General features: G+C 75.0%; 13 protein-coding genes. 7 read left to right on the top strand and 6 right to left on the bottom strand.

Annotated elements, in window-relative coordinates; genetic code table 11:
• Positions 1-43: 43 nt before the first annotated feature.
• From ACYP53_RS03745 to ACYP53_RS03735, 3 genes are all read left to right on the top strand, one after another.
• Positions 44-913, top strand: coding sequence for a 3-hydroxyacyl-CoA dehydrogenase family protein (locus tag ACYP53_RS03745; protein WP_189915740.1), 870 nt, complete (start codon positions 44-46; stop codon positions 911-913).
• Between the two features lie 355 nt (positions 914-1,268).
• Positions 1,269-1,586, top strand: coding sequence for an STAS domain-containing protein (locus ACYP53_RS03740; protein ID WP_189915741.1), 318 nt, complete (start codon positions 1,269-1,271; stop codon positions 1,584-1,586).
• A 218-nt stretch (positions 1,587-1,804) separates the two neighbouring features.
• Entirely contained in the window at positions 1,805-4,075 is a 2,271-nt protein-coding gene (locus tag ACYP53_RS03735; RefSeq protein ID WP_189915742.1) for an ATP-binding protein, read from the top strand.
• Position 4,076: 1 nt separating this feature from the next.
• Here ACYP53_RS03735 and nucS read toward each other — a convergent pair whose 3' ends face one another.
• Positions 4,077-4,736, bottom strand: coding sequence for an endonuclease NucS (gene nucS / locus ACYP53_RS03730; RefSeq protein ID WP_189915743.1), 660 nt, complete (start codon positions 4,734-4,736; stop codon positions 4,077-4,079).
• A gap of 482 nt (positions 4,737-5,218) precedes the next feature.
• Between nucS and ACYP53_RS03725 the strand changes: the two genes are divergently transcribed.
• Complete coding sequence (locus tag ACYP53_RS03725) at positions 5,219-5,611, top strand: SCO5389 family protein (protein ID WP_189915744.1); 393 nt, start codon at positions 5,219-5,221, stop codon at positions 5,609-5,611.
• A 105-nt stretch (positions 5,612-5,716) separates the two neighbouring features.
• On the opposite strand, the gene ACYP53_RS03720 is transcribed toward ACYP53_RS03725, so the two are convergent.
• Positions 5,717-6,865, bottom strand: a complete 1,149-nt coding sequence (locus tag ACYP53_RS03720; protein ID WP_189915860.1) for an LLM class flavin-dependent oxidoreductase — start codon at positions 6,863-6,865, stop codon at positions 5,717-5,719.
• Positions 6,866-7,256: 391 nt separating this feature from the next.
• On the opposite strand from ACYP53_RS03720, the gene ACYP53_RS03715 reads away from it, so the two are divergent.
• Positions 7,257-7,583 carry an ATP/GTP-binding protein gene (locus ACYP53_RS03715; RefSeq protein ID WP_189915745.1) on the top strand — a complete coding sequence of 109 codons (327 nt, stop codon included), beginning with the start codon at positions 7,257-7,259 and terminating at the stop codon, positions 7,581-7,583.
• A 44-nt stretch (positions 7,584-7,627) separates the two neighbouring features.
• Here the strand turns inward: ACYP53_RS03715 and ACYP53_RS03710 are convergent, their stop codons facing one another.
• Both ACYP53_RS03710 and ACYP53_RS03705 read right to left on the bottom strand, forming a co-directional pair.
• Positions 7,628-8,395: an ABC transporter permease subunit gene (locus ACYP53_RS03710; RefSeq protein ID WP_459646628.1), complete on the bottom strand. Its 768-nt coding sequence runs from the start codon at positions 8,393-8,395 to the stop codon at positions 7,628-7,630.
• A gap of 1 nt (position 8,396) precedes the next feature.
• Positions 8,397-9,401 carry an ABC transporter ATP-binding protein gene (locus ACYP53_RS03705; RefSeq protein WP_189915747.1) on the bottom strand — a complete coding sequence of 335 codons (1,005 nt, stop codon included), beginning with the start codon at positions 9,399-9,401 and terminating at the stop codon, positions 8,397-8,399.
• Positions 9,402-9,493: 92 nt separating this feature from the next.
• Here ACYP53_RS03705 and ACYP53_RS03700 point away from each other — a divergent pair, with 92 nt between their 5' ends.
• Both ACYP53_RS03700 and ACYP53_RS03695 read left to right on the top strand, forming a co-directional pair.
• Positions 9,494-10,291, top strand: coding sequence for an alpha/beta fold hydrolase (locus ACYP53_RS03700; RefSeq protein ID WP_189915748.1), 798 nt, complete (start codon positions 9,494-9,496; stop codon positions 10,289-10,291).
• Entirely contained in the window at positions 10,288-10,599 is a 312-nt protein-coding gene (locus ACYP53_RS03695; protein ID WP_189915749.1) for a hypothetical protein, read from the top strand. The genes ACYP53_RS03700 and ACYP53_RS03695 overlap by 4 nt, the downstream gene beginning before the upstream one ends.
• 101 nt (positions 10,600-10,700) lie before the next feature.
• On the opposite strand, the gene ACYP53_RS03690 is transcribed toward ACYP53_RS03695, so the two are convergent.
• Entirely contained in the window at positions 10,701-11,630 is a 930-nt protein-coding gene (locus tag ACYP53_RS03690) for a coiled-coil domain-containing protein (protein WP_189915750.1), read from the bottom strand.
• A 107-nt stretch (positions 11,631-11,737) separates the two neighbouring features.
• Positions 11,738-16,564 (bottom strand): hypothetical protein, encoded by a 4,827-nt coding sequence (locus tag ACYP53_RS03685; protein ID WP_459646627.1) that lies wholly within the window; start codon positions 16,562-16,564, stop codon positions 11,738-11,740.
• Positions 16,565-16,800 lie beyond the last annotated feature (236 nt).

Raw genomic sequence — 16,800 nt, 5'->3', positions numbered from 1 at the left:
AGGGCCCGCCCGCGAGGCGGCGACGGCATCGGGAGACCCAGCCATGAGCAATGCGTCCAGCAAGCAGATCGCCGTGATCGGTGCCGGCCTGATGGGCGCCGGCATCGCCCAGGTGTCCGCGCAGGCCGGTCACCCGGTGGTGCTGCGGGACGTCACCGAGGAAGCGCTGCAGCGCGGCCTCGCCGGCATCCGCGCCTCGTACGAGAAGTTCGTCTCCAAGGGCAAGCTGAGCGCCGAGGACGCCGAGGCCGCCCTGGGCCGGATCACCACCACCACCGACCTGGGCGCCGTCGCCGAGGCCGACATCGTGGTCGAGGCCGTCTTCGAGCAGCTGGAGGTCAAGGAGGCCGTCTTCCGCGAGCTGGACAAGCTCGCCAAGGACGGTGCCGTGCTGGCCTCCAACACCTCCGCCATCCCGATCACCCGGATCGCCGCCGCCACCCAGCGCCCGGAGTCGGTCGTCGGCGTCCACTTCTTCTCGCCCGTCCCGATGATGAAGCTGGTCGAGCTGGTCCGCGGCTACAAGACCAGCGACGAGGCACTGGCCACCGCCCGCGCCTACGCCGAGGGCGTCGGCAAGGAGGTCGTGGTCGTCAACCGCGACGTGGCCGGCTTCATCACCACCCGCCTGATCACCGCGCTGGTCGTCGAGGCCGCCAAGCTGTACGAGTCGGGCGTCGCCACCGCCGAGGACATCGACACCGCCTGCCGCCTGGGCTTCGGCCACGCGATGGGCCCGCTGCAGACCGCCGACCTGACCGGCGTGGACATCCTGCTGCACGCCGCCCGGAACATCTACACCGAGACCCAGGACGAGAAGTTCGCCGCCCCCGAGATCATGGCCCGCATGGTCACCGCCGGAGACCTGGGCCGCAAGAGCGGCCGCGGCTTCTACCCGTACGAAGGCAAGTGATCCGACAGGGCTGAACGGCCCGGCGGGCCGTGCGATCGGAGCATCGTACGGCCCGCTCCACCGGGTCGGGTGAGTTTCCTCACGCCGGATGCCGCAGACGGGTGATTTGGGCGGTAATCGAGCGTAGGTGTGGAAGCTTCCTGCGTATATTCCCTCGGACGAGTGAAGTTGCTTCAGATCCGGCGGGAACCAGCAACCTGCGGAGCGGGTTCACCGTCAGATGAGGGAACCCGGCATTCCGACCGGGTCCGGGCGTGGGGCCGCGGCCCGCCCGGACACCCACCCCCGCTCCCGCACCCGGTACGGCCGGGTCGGCCCCACCCCGCACCAGGCCGTCCAGGCGAAGGAGGAGAGCATGCGCATCACCGGCGACCACACGGCGCTGGCCATCGAAGGCCGCCTCGACGTGCGCACCGCCGCCGACGCGCGGGCCCGGCTGCACCAGGCCGTGGACGGCGGCCTCGGCGACCTCGTGCTCGACCTCACCCGGCTGGAGTTCTGGGACGCCACCGGCCTCGGCGTCATCATGGGCACCCACCGCCGGGCCGGCCGGATCGGCCGCCGCCTGGTGCTGCGCTCCGTCCCGGCCCAGCTCCAGCGACTGCTGGTGGCCACCAAGTTGCACCGCATCCTCGCCGTCGACGGCGCCGAAGCGCACGGACTCGCCCTCTAGTCCGCTTCCGCAGCCCGCCCGCTGTCACCCGCCTTCCGCATCACGCCTGGTCAGCGCCTCACGACGACCCCCGGCCCCGGACCGCCCTGCACGGGCGGGCCCGGATGTGCGAGAGTCTGCCCGTCAGAAGACCGGCCCTGGGACCGCCCACGGCCGCGGCCGGGACGTCAGCCGGTCGGCGCGTGGCGCCGGCGGCCGAGCACGATGCGGAGCAGAACGTGGCACAGCCATCCGGGGAGTTCAGGCAGGAGGCCGTCCGCACCCGCGGCGGCGAACTGGTCTCCGGCGGCCTGCTGGTGGGCGTCGGCGCCCCCGACGGTTCCGAGGCCCGGCCCTGCCCCCCGGAGTGGCGGCCCCGCCCGCGCCGGATCGAACGCAGTGAGCCCGCCCGCGGCCCGGTCGGCGGCGTCGGGCGCGCGGTCGGCCCGCTCGCCATGGGCGCCGGGCCCGCCGACCTGCCGCTGCTCGACCGCGAGGCCGACATCGCCGAACTGCTCGGCCTGCTCGCCGAGGGCCGCTCGATACGCCTGGTCGGCCAGGCCGGCTCCGGCCGCAGCGCGCTGCTGTCGGCCGTCGCCGAAGCTGCCGCCGACCTCGCCCCCGGCGGCGTCGTCCAGCTCTGCGGCCACCGCCGTACCGCCGCCGACCTGCTCCAGGACCTCTTCGCGGCCACCCACCACGCCCCCGGCTACCGGCCCGACCCCGGACAGCTGGCCGCCCACCTCGCCGAGGTCGGCGCGGTCGTGGTGATCGACGCCGCCGAGCTCTCCGGCGCCGAACTGGACCGGCTGCTCGCCCTCGCCCCCGGCTGCTCCTTCCTGGTCTCGGTCGCCCCGGACAGCCCGCCGCTCGCGGCCGACTCCCGGATGCGGGACCACCTCGTCGCCGGGCTCTCCCGCGCCGCCTGCCTCGCCCTCACCGCCCGGCTGGCCGGACGGGCCCTGGACGTCGCCGAGAAGGCCTGGGCGGTGGACCTCTGGTTCGAGTCCGAGGGCCTGCCGCTGCGCTTCGTCCAGGCCGCCGCCCTGCTGCGCCAGCGGGACGTCGCGGTGGACGCGCTGGTCGCCGCCGAGGACGACCGGATGGACGTCTTCGGCGCGGTCGACGGTCCCGTCCACGACCCCGACCCGGCGATCCGCGAGGACGCGCTGCGCCGCACCGTCCCGCTGCCCTCGGTCGCCGAGACCGCCTCGCCCGCGGTGCGGCTCGCCGAGGGGCTGAGCGAGCCCGCGCAGGCCGTCCTGCGGCTCACCGTCGCCCTCGGCGGGGAGTGCCCCACCGCGCCGCACCTGCCCGCGCTGATCGACGTCGGCCAGGGCGAGGCCGCCCTCGCCGAACTCGCCGACGCCGGGCTGACGGTGTCCATCGGCGGGCACCACCGGCTGACCGCCGGCGCGTTCGACCTGCTCGCCCCGCACTGGCCGGCCCGGGGCTGCGTGGACGGCGCCGCCCAGCACTTCGCCTGGTGGGTCGGGCACAGCTCGGTGACGCTGGAACAGATCGCCGCCGAGGCCGAGGTGGTGATCGGCGTCCTGCTCGCCGACCGGGCTGCCGGACGCCACGACGCCGTCATCCGGCTCGCCCGGGCGGCGGCGCCCGCCCTGGCGCTCGCGCTGCGCTGGGGAGCCTGGGAGCGGGTGCTGCAGCTCGGCCAGGAGGCGGCCCGCCGGGCCGGCTCGGCGAGCGACCAGGCCTGGTTCCACCACGAGGCCGGCGTGCACGCGATCTGCGAGCAGCAGCCGTCCCGGGCCGTCGCCGAACTGGAGACCGCGCTCACCCTGCGGGCGACCGCCGGGGAGCCGCGCGGCGTGGCCTCGGCCCGCCGGATGCTCGACCTGCTGCGCGCCGACGGGCGGCAGCTGCCGGCCGCCGGCCCCGTGGCGCCGAGCCGCGCGCCGGTCATCCGGAAGATCGCGGCCCGGGTGCCGGCCCGGCTCAAGTCCAGCCGGCGGCGCCGGGTGGCCGTGGTCACCACGGCCGTCCTGACCATCGGGGCGCTCGGTACGGCGGTGGCGATGAGCCTCACCGGGCCGGACGGGCACCCCGCCAAGGACTCGCACAGCGGGCGGCTGGACGAGGGCGGCGGCGCCCAGGACCCGCCGTTCCCGCAGCCCTCCGGCAGCCCGGCCCCCGGCCCGGCCGGGACGGCCTCGGCCAGCCCCTCGGGGACGAGCGGCAGCCCGGAGCCCTCGGCGAGCGGCAGCGCGTCGCACTCGCCGAGCGCCTCGCCGTCGAAGAAGCCGAGCTCCTCGCCGGGGGCGACGGAGTCGCAGGCCCCGCCGCAACCGCAGCCGACCGCACCGGGTCAGCCGCAGCCGCCGGTGCCGCCGCCGGGGCAGCCGTCGCAGACCCATCAGCCGTCGAAGCCGCCGACGAGCCAGCCCACGACGCCCCCGGTGACGCCTCCGACCAGCTCACCGACCTCGCCGTCGCCGACGGCGACCGCCACCACCGGTGGGCCCAGCCAGTCGGCGTCGCCGACGCCCTGAGTCAGAACAGCTTGAGCTTGTCGTCGTCGATGCCGCGCAGCTCGTCGTAGTCCAGCACCACGCAGCCGATGCCGCGGTCGGTGGCCAGCACACGGGCCTGGGGCTTGATCTCCTGCGCGGCGAAGACGCCCTTCACCGGGGCCAACAGCGGGTCCCGGTTGAGGAGTTCGAGGTAGCGGGTGAGCTGCTCGACACCGTCGATCTCGCCGCGGCGTTTGATCTCGACGGCCACCGTGGCGCCGTCGGCGTCGCGGCAGAGGATGTCGACCGGGCCGATCGCGGTCGGGTACTCGCGGCGGATCAGCGACCAGCCGCTGCCGAGCACCTCCATCCGGTCCGCGAGCAGCTCCTGGAGGTGTGCCTCGACGCCGTCCTTGATCAGGCCCGGGTCCACCCCGAGTTCGTGGGACGAGTCGTGCAGCACCTCCTCCAGCGTGATGATGAGCTTCTCGCCGGCCTTGTTCTCCACCGTCCAGACCCCGTCGGCCTCCTTGAGGACGCACGGCGGGGACATCCAGTTGAGCGGCTTGTAGGCGCGGTCGTCGGCGTGGATGCTGACGCTGCCGTCGGCCTTGACCAGGATGAGCCTGGTGGCGGAGGGCAGATGGGCGGAGAGCCGACCGGCATAGTCGACTGAGCAGCGGGCAATTACGAGACGCACGGTCGACCACGCTAGCCCACCGGGGCCAGTTGATGCGATTCCGCGACGACGGGGTGAAGAAAGCGCGAACCCCGCGAACATGGAGGTTCCGCGCTTCCGCTCCCGTTCCGTCGAGGTCTGGCGCCCATCCCATCGGGTCGCTACGGTGTGTGACGGCATGCTTGCGGGATCGCTGTCAACGGGGATGGAGACTTCAGATGAACGATCCGACAGGATCCGGCCAATCTGGTGTACCACGGCGTATTTCCGAAGCAATCCGCAGGAATGACCGGCCTGCTCCGCCGTTGACTGCCACGCTGTTCTGAGCGCTGTCGGTGTTCGGGACGTCACGTCCCGTGCCCGCCGTCGCTGATTGCGAGGTGCCGGCAACCCCCGTCCCACGGTGTTCCGGACACCACACGCGATTTCGCCCACCCTCACCTGAGCTTGGACTACGCATGACCACCCGGGCGCCGCGCGGGTGGACCGCGAGAGGAGAATCCATGTCGCTCGACGTCTCACCGGCCCTGCTGGAAAAGGCCGAGCGGGGCGAGGTCGACGAGCGGGAATTCGTCGACTGCGTCCGCGTCTCCCTGCCGTACGCCTGGGACCTGATCAGCTCGCTGGTCGCCCAGGCGAAGGTCGACGGCACCGACTTCGCCGACAACCAGGTACCGCCGCCCAGCGAGCAGGCCCGTGGCCAGCTGCTGCGGGCGCTCGCCAGCGATGCCATCCGGGGCGCCCTGCAGCGTCACTTCGGCGTGCGGCTGGCTTTCCAGAACTGTCACCGGGTGGCGGTGTTCCTGCCGTCGGAGGCCAACGACGCGCGGTTCACGCGCTTCACCTCCGTCCGGGAGCAGCTGCTCAACCAGTCCGAGGAACTGCGGGACTGCTGAGCGCCCGGCGCTCGACCAGTACGGTGCGGCCGCCGCGCCGGCCGCCCCCGTCCCCCGGTGCGGGGGGAGGGGCGGCGGCCCGGTCCGGTCGGCGGCGGGCCCCGGTCAGCCCAGCTGCGGCAGGACCTCGGAGCCGAGCCGGGCGATGTTGTGCAGGGTCGCCTCGTGGTCGCCGCTGCCCTCGGCGAGCAGGGCGAACCGGCGGATGCCGGTCCGTTCGGCGGTGGCCAGCAGCCGGTCGGCGCACTGTCGCGGGGTGCCCACCGCGTGCAGGTCGCAGAGGAGTTCGGTGTACTCGCGCGGGTCGCGCATCTTGCGCTCGCGGCCGTCCACGGTGCGGTGGGCGCCGAGCCCGTACTCGAACCAGCCGGGCATCGCGTTCAGCAGGGTGGACCGGGCCGCCGCGGCGCGGTCGTCGACCTGGGCCACCCCGGCCGCCACGTGTTGGCGGGTCACCCGGCGCAGCTGCTCCTCGCCGCGCCCGGCGGCCAGCCAGGCGGTGCGGTAGAGCTCCAGCATCCGCAGCTTGTCCTCGTCGCCGGAGTGCATGCCGAGCAGCATCGGCAGCCCGCGCTCGGCGGCCAGCTTCACCCCGCCCGGCGAGGTGCAGGCGACCACCACCGGCGGACCGGCCACCGGCCGTCCGGCGGCGGTGAGTTCCTCGCCGAGGCCCTCCTCGTCCTGCCGCTGGCGCGGGAAGCGCACCGGGCCGGACTGCTCGCCGAAGCCGAGCCAGTTGCTCAGCGCGGGCCGCCGGACGGGCTCGGTGGCCCGCGGCACCACCGCCACCTCGGGGAAGGCGAACTGCGGGCCGTCCGCGCCGACCCGGGAGCCGCGCAGCCAGCGCAGCAGCAGGTCCAGCCGCTCCGGGAAGCCGTGCTCGAAGGCGCCCGGCCCGTCGCCGAACACGTCCAGGTCGATCCAGGGCCCGCCGCGGCCGACCCCGAGCGTGAAGCGTCCGCCGGAGGTGAGGTGCAGCAGCGCGGCCTGCTCGCCGAGCGCCACCGGGTGCCGGGTGGAGAGCACGCTGACCGCGGTGCCGACGCCGATCCGGCGGGTGCGGCCGAGCAGCAGCCCGGCGAGCGTCGCGGCGTCCGGGCAGACCCCGTACGGGACGAAGTGGTGCTCGGCGAGCCAGACGCTGTCCAGGCCCGCGCGTTCCGCCTCGACGGTGGACCGGACGGTGCGCTCCAGCGCCTCGCCGTGGGTCTGGCCGGGGAACTGCGCGGACAGCAGGAACAGGCCGACCCGCACCGGCGCGGTGTCCGCCGGGAGCGCCCCCGCGCGCTGCGCCGTCGGCAGCGGATCGCCCGGGACGGCCGTCACCTGCGGGACGGTGGTCAGCATCGGGCCGGGGGCGGGCGGCCGGACCCCGACGGGTCGGCGGGTCTCGGCACGGGCGCTGGTCTTGGTCATCCTTGGGGCCTCCTCGGGTGCGCGCAGGGTCTGCGAGCCCCGCCTCTTCCCCTTGTGGGTATCGGATGTCATGTGCCAACGGCACGTCGAACCCCGAATTTCCCCGATGATCGGGTGGATCTCGGCAAAAACCGCGGAGTGCCGGCCGGAGCCGTGATAGTGGCCGTCGCGGGGGTCCGCCGGCCGTAGGCTGGAACGGCCCAGAGCCCCGGAAGAGAGGCAGTCCGCCGTGTCGCCGCGCCGCAACCGGATCAAGAGCGCCGCCCCCCGTGAGAGCGCCGAGCCGGCCGCCGCCCCGCTCGGTGGGGCGCTGCGCCGCACCGAGAACTACCAGGGCGAGGACTGGGTGGTCCAGACCGTCGCCGGGACGGCCGGCCGGTTCTACCGCTGCCCGGGCTGCGACCAGGAGATCCCGCCGGGAGTGGGCCACGTGGTGGCCTGGCCGATGCACGGCGCGGGCGTGGACGACCGGCGGCACTGGCACCGCGCGTGCTGGGGAGCGCGGGAGCGCCGGGCCTCCAACATCCTGCGGGGGCGCGGCGCTCCGCGGTACTGAACCCGGCCCGGTCCCCGGGCGCGCGTTCGGGCACGGGGGCTTCCTCAGGCGTCGCGCCTCTTGAGCACCAGCGCCCCGCCGGCCAGGGCGGCGGCCGTCCAGGCCAGGCAGATGAGGAAGCCGGCCCACGGCCCGTACGGCTGGCCGTGCTGCTCGTACACCAGCAGCATCCGCGAGCCCGCGTAGTCGGGGAAGTAGTGGGCCAGGGTCTTGACCTTCGGCACCGCCGAGAGGATCGGCGAGAGCAGGAAGAAGAACGGCACCAGCACGCCGAGCGCGAGCGTCTGGTTGTGCAGCATCGTGGTGACGCCTGCCGAGAACAGGCAGAGCATCGTCAGGTAGAGCGCGGCGCCGAACACCGCGCGCAGCACGTGCGGTTCGCCGAGCGAGGTGGAGTGCGAGCCGAGCAGCGCCTGGCCGACGAAGAAGGTGACGAAAGCCGTCACCAGCGAGACGGCCAGGGCGAGCCCGCCGAGCACCGTCGCCTTGCCGCCGAGCAGGGTGGTGCGCTGCGGGACGGCGGCCAGGGTGACCCGGATCATGCCGCTGCTGTACTCGTTGCCGATCGCCAGCACGCCGAAGACGATGATGGCCAGTTCGCCGAGCATGATGCCGGCGAAGGCCGTGCCGGTGGCGTCGAACGGGGACTGCTCGTTGCGGCGGAACTCGGTGAAGTTGTTGTTGGTGAGCAGGGACAGCAGCGCGCCGATGCCGACGGTGACGACGAAGGCCAGCGCCAGCGTCCAGACCGTCGAGCGGACGCTGCGGATCTTCGTCCACTCGGAGCGCAGGACCGCCGGGAAGGACGCCATCTCAGTTCTCCTCCTGTCGGGCCGCGGCGGTGTGCCGGGCGCCGTCCGCCTGCCAGCCGGCCCCCCAGGTGCCGGGCGCTCCGGCCGCGTCCCGGCCCGGTCCGTCGCCCGCGTGGTACTCCACCGAGTCGGCCGTCATCTGCATGAACGCCTCCTCCAACGAGGCCTGCTGCGGGCTGAGTTCGTGCAGCACCAGGCCGTTGGCCGCGGCCAGTTCACCGAGCCGGGCGAGGTCGCCGTCGACCACCTCGTAGGAGCCGTCCGGGCCCGCCTCGTGCCGCAGTCCGGCGCCGGCCAGCACGTCCAGCAGCCGCTCGGGCTCGGGGGTGCGCAGCCGTACCGCGGAGCGGGAGTTGCGCCGGATGAACTCCGGCATCGGCATGTCGGCGAGCAGCCGGCCCCGGCCGATGACCACCAGGTGGTCGGCGGTGACGGCCATCTCGCTCATCAGGTGGGAGGAGACGAAGACGGTCCGGCCCTCGCCGGCGAGCCGCTTCATCAGGTTGCGGATCCAGAGGATGCCCTCCGGGTCGAGGCCGTTGACCGGCTCGTCGAACATGACGATCTCCGGGTCGCCGAGCAGGGCGGAGGCGATGCCCAGGCGCTGGCCCATGCCGAGCGAGAAGCCGCGGGCCCGCTTGCGGCCCACCGGGGTGAGGCCGACCAGGGCGAGCACCTCGTCCACCCGGCGCTCCGGGATCCGGTTGCTCTGGGCGAGCCAGAGCAGGTGGTCGCGGGCGGTGCGGCCGGGGTGGACGGCCTTGGCCTCCAGCAGGGCGCCGATGTACTTGAGCGGCTCGCTGAGCTGCTCGTAGCGCTTGCCGTCGATGGTGACCCGGCCGCCGGTGGGGCGGTCGAGGTCGAGGATCATGCGCATGGTGGTGGACTTGCCGGCGCCGTTCGGGCCGAGGAAGCCGGTCACCACCCCGCGGGGGACGGTGAAGCTGAGCCGGTCCACCGCGAGCGTCTTGCCGTAACGTTTTGTCAGCTCGTGCAACTCGATCATTCGCGCTCCCTTACTCCTTGTCAGGCTAGGACAAAGGGGATATCGCGGCCCGCTGAGTGGGCTCGGTGGGCGTGCCGGAATACGGTGGGCGCATGAGCGAGCTCCCATCCGCGGTGGCGGTCCGCGAGAGCGGTACCGGAACACCCCTCGTGCTGCTGCACGCCTTTCCGATGAACGCCTCGATGTGGTCATCCCAGCTGGACACGCTGCCCGGACTCACCGGGGACGGGGCCCGGGTGCTCGCCCCCGACCAGAGAGGGTTCGGCGGGACCGAGCTGGGTACTGACGAGCCCTCGCTGGACGCGGTCGCGGACGACCTCGCTCTGCTGCTGGACGCGGCCGGGATCGAGCGCGCGGTGGTCTGCGGGATCTCCATGGGCGGCTACGTGGCGCTGGCCCTCGCCCGCCGCCACCCCGGACGGCTGTCCGGCCTGCTGCTGGCCAACACCCGCGCCACCGCCGACACCGACGCCGTACGGGCCAACCGGGAGCGGATCGCCGCCGCCGTCACCGCGCGGGACAGCGTGCAGCTGCTGCTGGACGAGCGGGTGGCGGCCGGGCAGCTCGGGCCGGACTCCCAGCACCTCGTGGAGCGGGTGCAGGCGATGGTCGCCGCCGCGCCGCCGGCCTCCGTCGCCTGGGCCCAGCGGGCCATGGCGGCCCGCCCGGACACGCTGGACGTACTGGCCGGCCTGCGGGTGCCGGTCGCGCTCGTGGCGGGCGCCCAGGACGCCCTGGTGGCCCCGGAGGAGGCCGAACGGATGCTGCGGGCCCGCCCGGACGCCGAGCTGACCGTCCTCCCCGGCGTGGGCCACCTGAGCCCCCTGGAGGCGCCCGGGGCCTTCGACGCCGCCGTCCGCTCCCTGCTGCGCCGGGTGGCCGCCGGATGAGCGATGACGCGGCCTCCTGGGACTTCTCGGCGCTGGAGGTGACCGGCCGGATGCCCGTGACCAACCGCAGCGAGGTGCTGGTCGAACTCACCCTGGAACCGCTCGGCGAGGACTACTGGCTGCGCCCGGGGGAGACCTTCATCGTCACCTCCTACGGCGACCACGGGTCCGGCCACCCCTTCGAGGTGCAGTACTGGCCCGACTCGGTGTCGGTCTGGTGCACCTCCTGGTTCGGCACGGTCTCCGACGACGACGGCAACCAGCTCAGCAGCGGGCACCAGCGGCCGGACGGCGCCTACCCCCGGTAGGTCCGGTCCGGCGGCAGAAGTGCCCGAGGTGATGACGGCGGGACAACCGACAGGCCCTCACCCGTGGGGGTGAGGGCCTGGGGTACGACAGGGGTGCGGCGTCAGCGCGACTGCTGGGCGGGCACGCCCATGGTGTCGTCGTTCGGCAGCGAGGCGGCGGCCACGGCCGCGCCGGTCAGCGTCGCCAGCATCTCGCGGACGTTGGTCAGCTGGGCGTTGATGCTGTCGCGGCGGTTGGTGAGCGCCGCCAGCTCGCGCTCGGATTCGCTGCGGATGCGGTCGGCCTTGGCGTTGGCGTCCGCCACGATGTCCTCGGACTGGCGCTGGGCCGTCTCGACGGTCTGGCGGGCGCGGCGCTCGGCGTCGGTGCGCAGCTTCTCGGCCTCCAGGCGCAGCTGCTCCGCCCGGTGCTCGATCTCGGCCAGACGCTTCTCGGCCTTGGCCTGACGGGCGGCCAGGTCGCGCTCGGACTGCTCCCGGCGCTTGGCCAGGTTGGTCTCGAACTCCAGCGCGGCCTGGGCGGCCTTGGTGCGGGTCTCCTCGAAGAGGGCGTCCGCCTCCTCGCGCTTGTTCTGGGCGTCCTTGTTGGCCTCGGCGCGCAGCTGGGCGGAGTCGCTCTTCGCCTTGTCGACGATCCGCAGACCCTCGTCCTCCGCCTTGGCCTTGCGGTCCTTGGCGTAGTTCTCGGCCTCGGTGCGGACCTGCTGGGCGGCGGCCTCGGCGAGCTCGCGGTGCTGCTCGGCGGCGCGGTGCGCCTCGTCGCGCAGGTCCTTGGCCTCCTCCTCGGCGAGTCGCAGGATCTTCTCGACGCGGGCTCCGAGACCGGCGTACGAGGGCTCCTGCTCGACGACCGCCGCCTGGGCGGTCTGCGTCTCCAGGTGGAGCTCCTCGATGCGCTTCTCCAGCGCGCTGATCCGGGTCAAGGCACTGTCACGGTCGGCCACCAGCTTGGTGATCCGCTCGTCGACCTGGGCGCGCTCGTACCCACGGCGCACCAGGTCGAAGCCGTGAGGGGAGTGACTGTCGCTCATGGGGTTCTGGGCTTCCTGTCGTCAAACCGCTGAGGTGGTTGAGGGAATCCTGACACGGTACCGGAGTGTCGACGGCGAAATGCCGTTGTCCCGCGGACAATGTCCGCTCAATCGGGTGGTGCGTTCTTGGAACGATTGCCACCCGACCGGGGGGAGCCAACTCCGGCACCGGCCTTGGCGCCCCCGTCCTTCTTGGTACTGCTTCCCCCGTTGGCCTGTGCGACCGGTGATGGTGCCTCGAACGCCTCCAGCGCGGACAGCACGTCCTGGACCCTGGAGATCTCGGTGTTGATGTCCTTGCGGCGGCGCACCAGCTCGTCCAGCTCGCGCCGGCCCTCGTCGGTGACCCGCTCGGCCTCGGCCTTCGCCTCGGCGAGCAGCCGCTCCGCCTCCGCCTTCGCCAGCTCGACCTGCTCGTCCGCGGCCCGGTCGGCGTCCCGCAGCCGCTTCTCCGCCTCGGTCGCCGCCTCGTCCAGCCGCTCCTCGGCCTCGGCCTCGGCCGACGCCAGCTTCGCCTCCGCCTTCTCGATGAGCGCCTCGGCGCGGTCGGTGGAGGTGGAGAGCTTGGTCTCCGCCTCCTTGAGCAGGCCCTCGGCCTTGCGGACCGCGGACAGGCGGACCTTGCTGGCCTCCGCGGAGGCTTCCGAGGTGAGCTCGGACGCGCGGTCCTCGGCGGCCGCGACCAGGGCGGCGGCGCGGTCCTCGGCCTCGGCGACGGTCGCCACCGCCTGCTCCTCGGCCTCGGTCAGCTGCTCCTGGGCGGCCGTCACCAGCGCGTCCACCCGCTCGCCGGCCGACTTCATGGCCGCCGCGTTCTCCTTGCGGGCCCGCTCGTGCAGCGCCTCCACCTCGGCGTCGGTGCGCTCGCGCAGCTCCTCGGCGCGCTCGCGGATCGCGGTCGCGTCCCGGCGGGCCTCGGCGAGCAGCGCGTCGGCGTCGGAGCGGCCCTTCTCGACCTCGCCCTGGCCGGCCGCCTCGCCGGCGGCGACCAGCCGGTCGGCCTCCTTGCGGGCGGCGGCGACCATCGCGTCCGCCTGCTCCTCGGCGGCGGCGGTGGTGGCCAGCGCGGTGGTCTGGGCGTCCTCGCCGAGCGCCTCGGCGTCCGCGAAGGCCTTCTCCAGCACGGACTTGGCGTGCTCGCGGGTGGCCTTGTCGAACTGCTCGGCGGCCTCCCTGGTCTCCGCGTCGTACGCGTCGGCGCGGGCGTGGGTGTCGCTGTCGTAGTCGTCGGCCAGGGTGCGGGTGGCGAGGGCGTACTCCTCGGCCTCGGCGCGCAGCCCGGCGGCCAGCTCCTCGGCGTCGGCGACCGTGCGGGCGGCCTGGGCCTCGGCCTCGGCCACCGTACGGGCGGCCTGCGCCCCGGCGTCGGCGCGCAGCTGCTCGGCGGCCTCCTGGGCGGCGCGCAGCTCGGCCTCGGCGTCGGCGCGCAGCTGCTCGTCGTAGGCCTGGGCCTCGGCGCGCTGCCGGCCCAGCTCGGCCTCGGCGGCCTCCCGCTCGGCGGCCAGCTCCAGCTCGGTCTGCTCGCGCAGGGCCGCGGTCTCCGCGTCGGTACGGGCCCGCAGGTCGGCGGTCTCGCGCTCGGCGAGCTCGCGCTGCTCGGCGGTCTCGCGCTCGGCGAGCTCGCGGACCTCGGCGTCGTACGCGTCGGCCGCGGCCCGCAGGTCGGCGGTCTCCCGGTCGGCGAGTTCGCGCTGCTCGGCGGTCTCGCGCTCGGCGAGTACGCGAAGCTCGGTGGCGGCCTGCTCGGCGGCCTCCCGGACCTCGTCGGCCTCCTGCTCGGCGGTGGCCTTGAGCGCGGCGATCTGCTCGGCGGCGGCCTCGTACATGCCGGCCACCGACTGGCGGACGTCGGCGGCCTCCTCCTCGGCGACGGCTACCAGTTCGGCGCCCTCGGCCTTGGCGGCGGCGATCAGCTCCGCACGGTCGGCCCGGGCCTGCTCCAGCTCGGCCGCGGCCTCGGCCCGGATGTCGTCGGCGGTGGCGCGGGCCTCGGACAGCTCGCGGCCGGCCTCGGCCCGGACGGTCGAGGCCTGCTCGTCGGCCAGGGCCAGCTCGGCGGCGGCCTTCTCGCGGGTGGCCTTGGCGTCCTTGGCGGCGTCCGCCCGGCGCTGCTCGGCCGTGGCCTCGGCCCGCTCCAGCAGCTCGTCGGCGGCCGCGCGGCGCTCGGCGGTGTAGCCGTCGGCCACCTCGCGGGCGTCGGCGGCGTAGGTCTCGGCGGCGGTGCGGACCTCGGTGGCGTACCGGTCGGCGGCCTCGCGCTGCTCGGTCGTCTCGGTGGCGGTGCGCTCGGTGAGCTCGGCGGCGTGCTGTTCGGCCTCGGCGCGGACGCGGTCGGCGTAGGCCTCGGCGCTCTCGCGCTGCTGGGTGGTCTCGCGCTGGGCGAGGGCGCGCAGTTCGCCGGCGGCCTGCTCGGCCTCGGCCCGCACCTCGGCGGCGTAGGCGTCGGCGTTCCCGCGGGTGTCGCCGGCGTAGGTCTCGGCGGCGGTGCGGACCTCGGTGACGTACTGGTCGGCGGCCTCGCGCTGCTGGGTGGTCTCGCGCTGGGCGAGGGCGCGCAGCTCGCCGGCGGCCTGCTCGGCCTCGGCCCGCACCTCCGCGGCGTGGGCGTCGGCGGCCTCGCGGACCTCGGCGGCGGTGTGCTCGGCCTGCTGGCGCGCCGTCCTGGCGGCGGCCAGCTGGTCGGAGGTCTCCTCGCGCTCGCGGCGCAGCCCGTCCGAGGCCTCCTCGCGCTCGCGGCGGCTCTCCTCGCGCAGCGCGTTCGCGGCGGCCTCGGCCTCGGCCCGGGTCCGGGCGGCCTCGGTGTCGGCCTCGGTGCGCACCCGCTCGGCGTCGGCCGCCGCGGCGTCGCGCACCGCGCTCGCCCCGGCCTGCGCCTCGGCGCTGACGGTCTCCGCGGCGGCGGCCGCCTCGGCCCGCACCCGCTGGTCGAACTCGGTTGCCTCGCGCCGGAGTTCGGCGGTCTCGCGCTCGGCGGCGGCGCGGTTCTCGGCGGCCGCGGCCTTGGCGGCGGCGAGCGCGTCCTGGCTCTGCTGCTCGGCGGCGGCGGTGATCTTCCCGGCCTCGGCCCGCGCCCTGGTCAGGGTCTGCTCGGCCCGGCCCTGGGTCTCGGCGGCCTGCTCCTGCGCCTGCTCGCGCAGCCGCTCGATCTCGCCCGCGGCACCCGCGCGCAGCTCGTCCGCGTCGGCCTTCGCCTTGGTGAGCAGCTCCTCGGCGTTCTTCGCCGACTCCTCGATCTGCAGCACCGCCTGCCGGCGGGCCTCGCCGCGGACCCGCTCGGCCTCGGCGGCGGCCTGGGCGCGCAGCTCCTCGGCCTCGGCGCGCAGCCGGGCCGCCTCGTCCTGCATCTGCTCGATCCGCTCGCGGATCGCGGCGGCGTCGTCCAGGGCGGCGTTCTGGGCCTGCTCGACGGCGGCCTGGGCCTGCTCGCGCAGGCGCTGGGCCTCGGCGGCGGCCTCGGTGCGGATCCGCTCGGCCTCGGCGGAGGCCTCGCTCCGGGCGGTCTCGGCGTCCTGGTTGGCCCGGCCGAGCACCTCCTCGGCGGTCTTGGCGGCCTTGGCGAGCTGGACGGTGGCGTCCTTGGCGGCGGCCGCCCGGCCCTCCTCCTCGGCCTCGCCGCGCAGGCGCCGGGCGTCGGCGTCGGCCTGCGCCCGCAGTTCGGCGACGTCCCGCTCGGCCCGGGCGCGCAGCTCGGCGATCGCGGCCTCGGCGTCGGCGCGCAGCTCGGCGGCGACCGACTCGGCGGTGGCCCGCAGCCGCTCGCTCTCCTCGGCGGCGGCGGCCTTGGCGGCGTCGGCCTCGGCCTGCCGGGTGGCGGCGGTGGTCCGTACGGCCTCGGCCTCGGCGCGGATCGCGTCGGCCTCCTTGGTGGCCTGGGCCACCATCCGGGCGACCTCGGCCCGGGCGGTCTGCGAGCGCTGCTCGTTGGCGGCCTCGCCGTCGGCGACCTTGCGGACGGCGGCGGCCTCGGCGTCGGCCTGCAGCTGTTCGGCGGCCTGCTCGGCCTGGGCGCGCAGCGCGGCGGCCTCGACGCGGGTGCGCTCCGCCTCGGCGATGACCTCGGCGCGCAGCCGCTCTATCTCGGCCTTGGCGGCGGTGAGCTGCTGCTCGGCCCGGGCCTGCTCGTCGGCGGCCCGCGCCTTGAGCTGGTCGATCTCGGCCCGGGCGGCGAGGAGCTGGCGCTCGGCGGCGGCGTGGGCGGCGGCCAGCTGCTGCTGGGCCTCGCCGCGGGCGGCGTCGACGTCGGCGGCGAGCTGGGCGCCGGCCTGCTGGGCCTGCTCGGAGGCGGCGCGCAGCAGCCGCTCGGCGTCGGTCTGGGCGCGCTGGAGGGCGGCCTCGGCGGCGGCGTGGGCCTCGCCGCGGGCGGCGTCCACGTCGGCGGCGGTCTGGGCGCGGGCCTGGTCGGCGAGGGCGACGGCCTCCGCGCGGGCGGCGGCGACCATCCGCTCGGACTCGGCGCGGGCCTCCTGGAGGAGGCGCTGGGCCTCCTGCTCGGAGCCGGCCCTGGTCTGCTCGGCCCAGCCGTTGACGTGCTGCTCGGCGCTGCGGCGCAGCTCGGCGAGCTCGTCCTCCAGCTGGCGGCGGCGCGCGGCGAGCTCGGCCTCCAGCCGGGCGGTGCGCTCGGCGGCCTCGGCCATGATCCGCTGGGTCGCGGCCTGGGAGTCGCGCAGCTGGCGCTCGGCGTCGGCGCGCAGCTGCTGGGCCTGCATCTCGGCGGTGCGGAGCATCTGCTCCGCCTGGCCGGACACGGCGTCGAAGGCGCGCGGCTGGGCGAGCATGCGACGGGACTCGTGCAGTTTCGCCCGGAGAACCTCGACCTGGTAGGCGAGGTCCTCGGCATGCTCGACTGCCTTGTCCCGCTCCTTCCGAGTCCGACCCATCTCGGCCTCGAACTGGGAGAGGTGATCGTCAGCCTCGTAGCGGTCGTTGCCCCGCACTCCGCGGTCCCATCCATCTCCTGGTCGCGTCCTCGACCCGGCCGGTTCCGGGCTCCGGTGTCCCGGGCGTCGGCTCCGACTGGTCCTTGCATCCGCAGCAGGTGGACGGCCCCTTTCCAAGCCGGGGCCGCACTCCGCGGTCGTCGGAATCCGGGGCGTGGGAGCGCGGGGTACCGCGTTCCCCCGTCCGGGTGGACTCCTGGGCGAACTCTTGCCTTGTGGAGAATGGTGACAGA

The sequence above is a fragment of the Kitasatospora sp. Ki12 genome, assembly GCF_054601375.1.
Note: the sequence above shows the minus strand (reverse complement) of the source record. Positions and strands in the feature narration are given on the sequence as shown.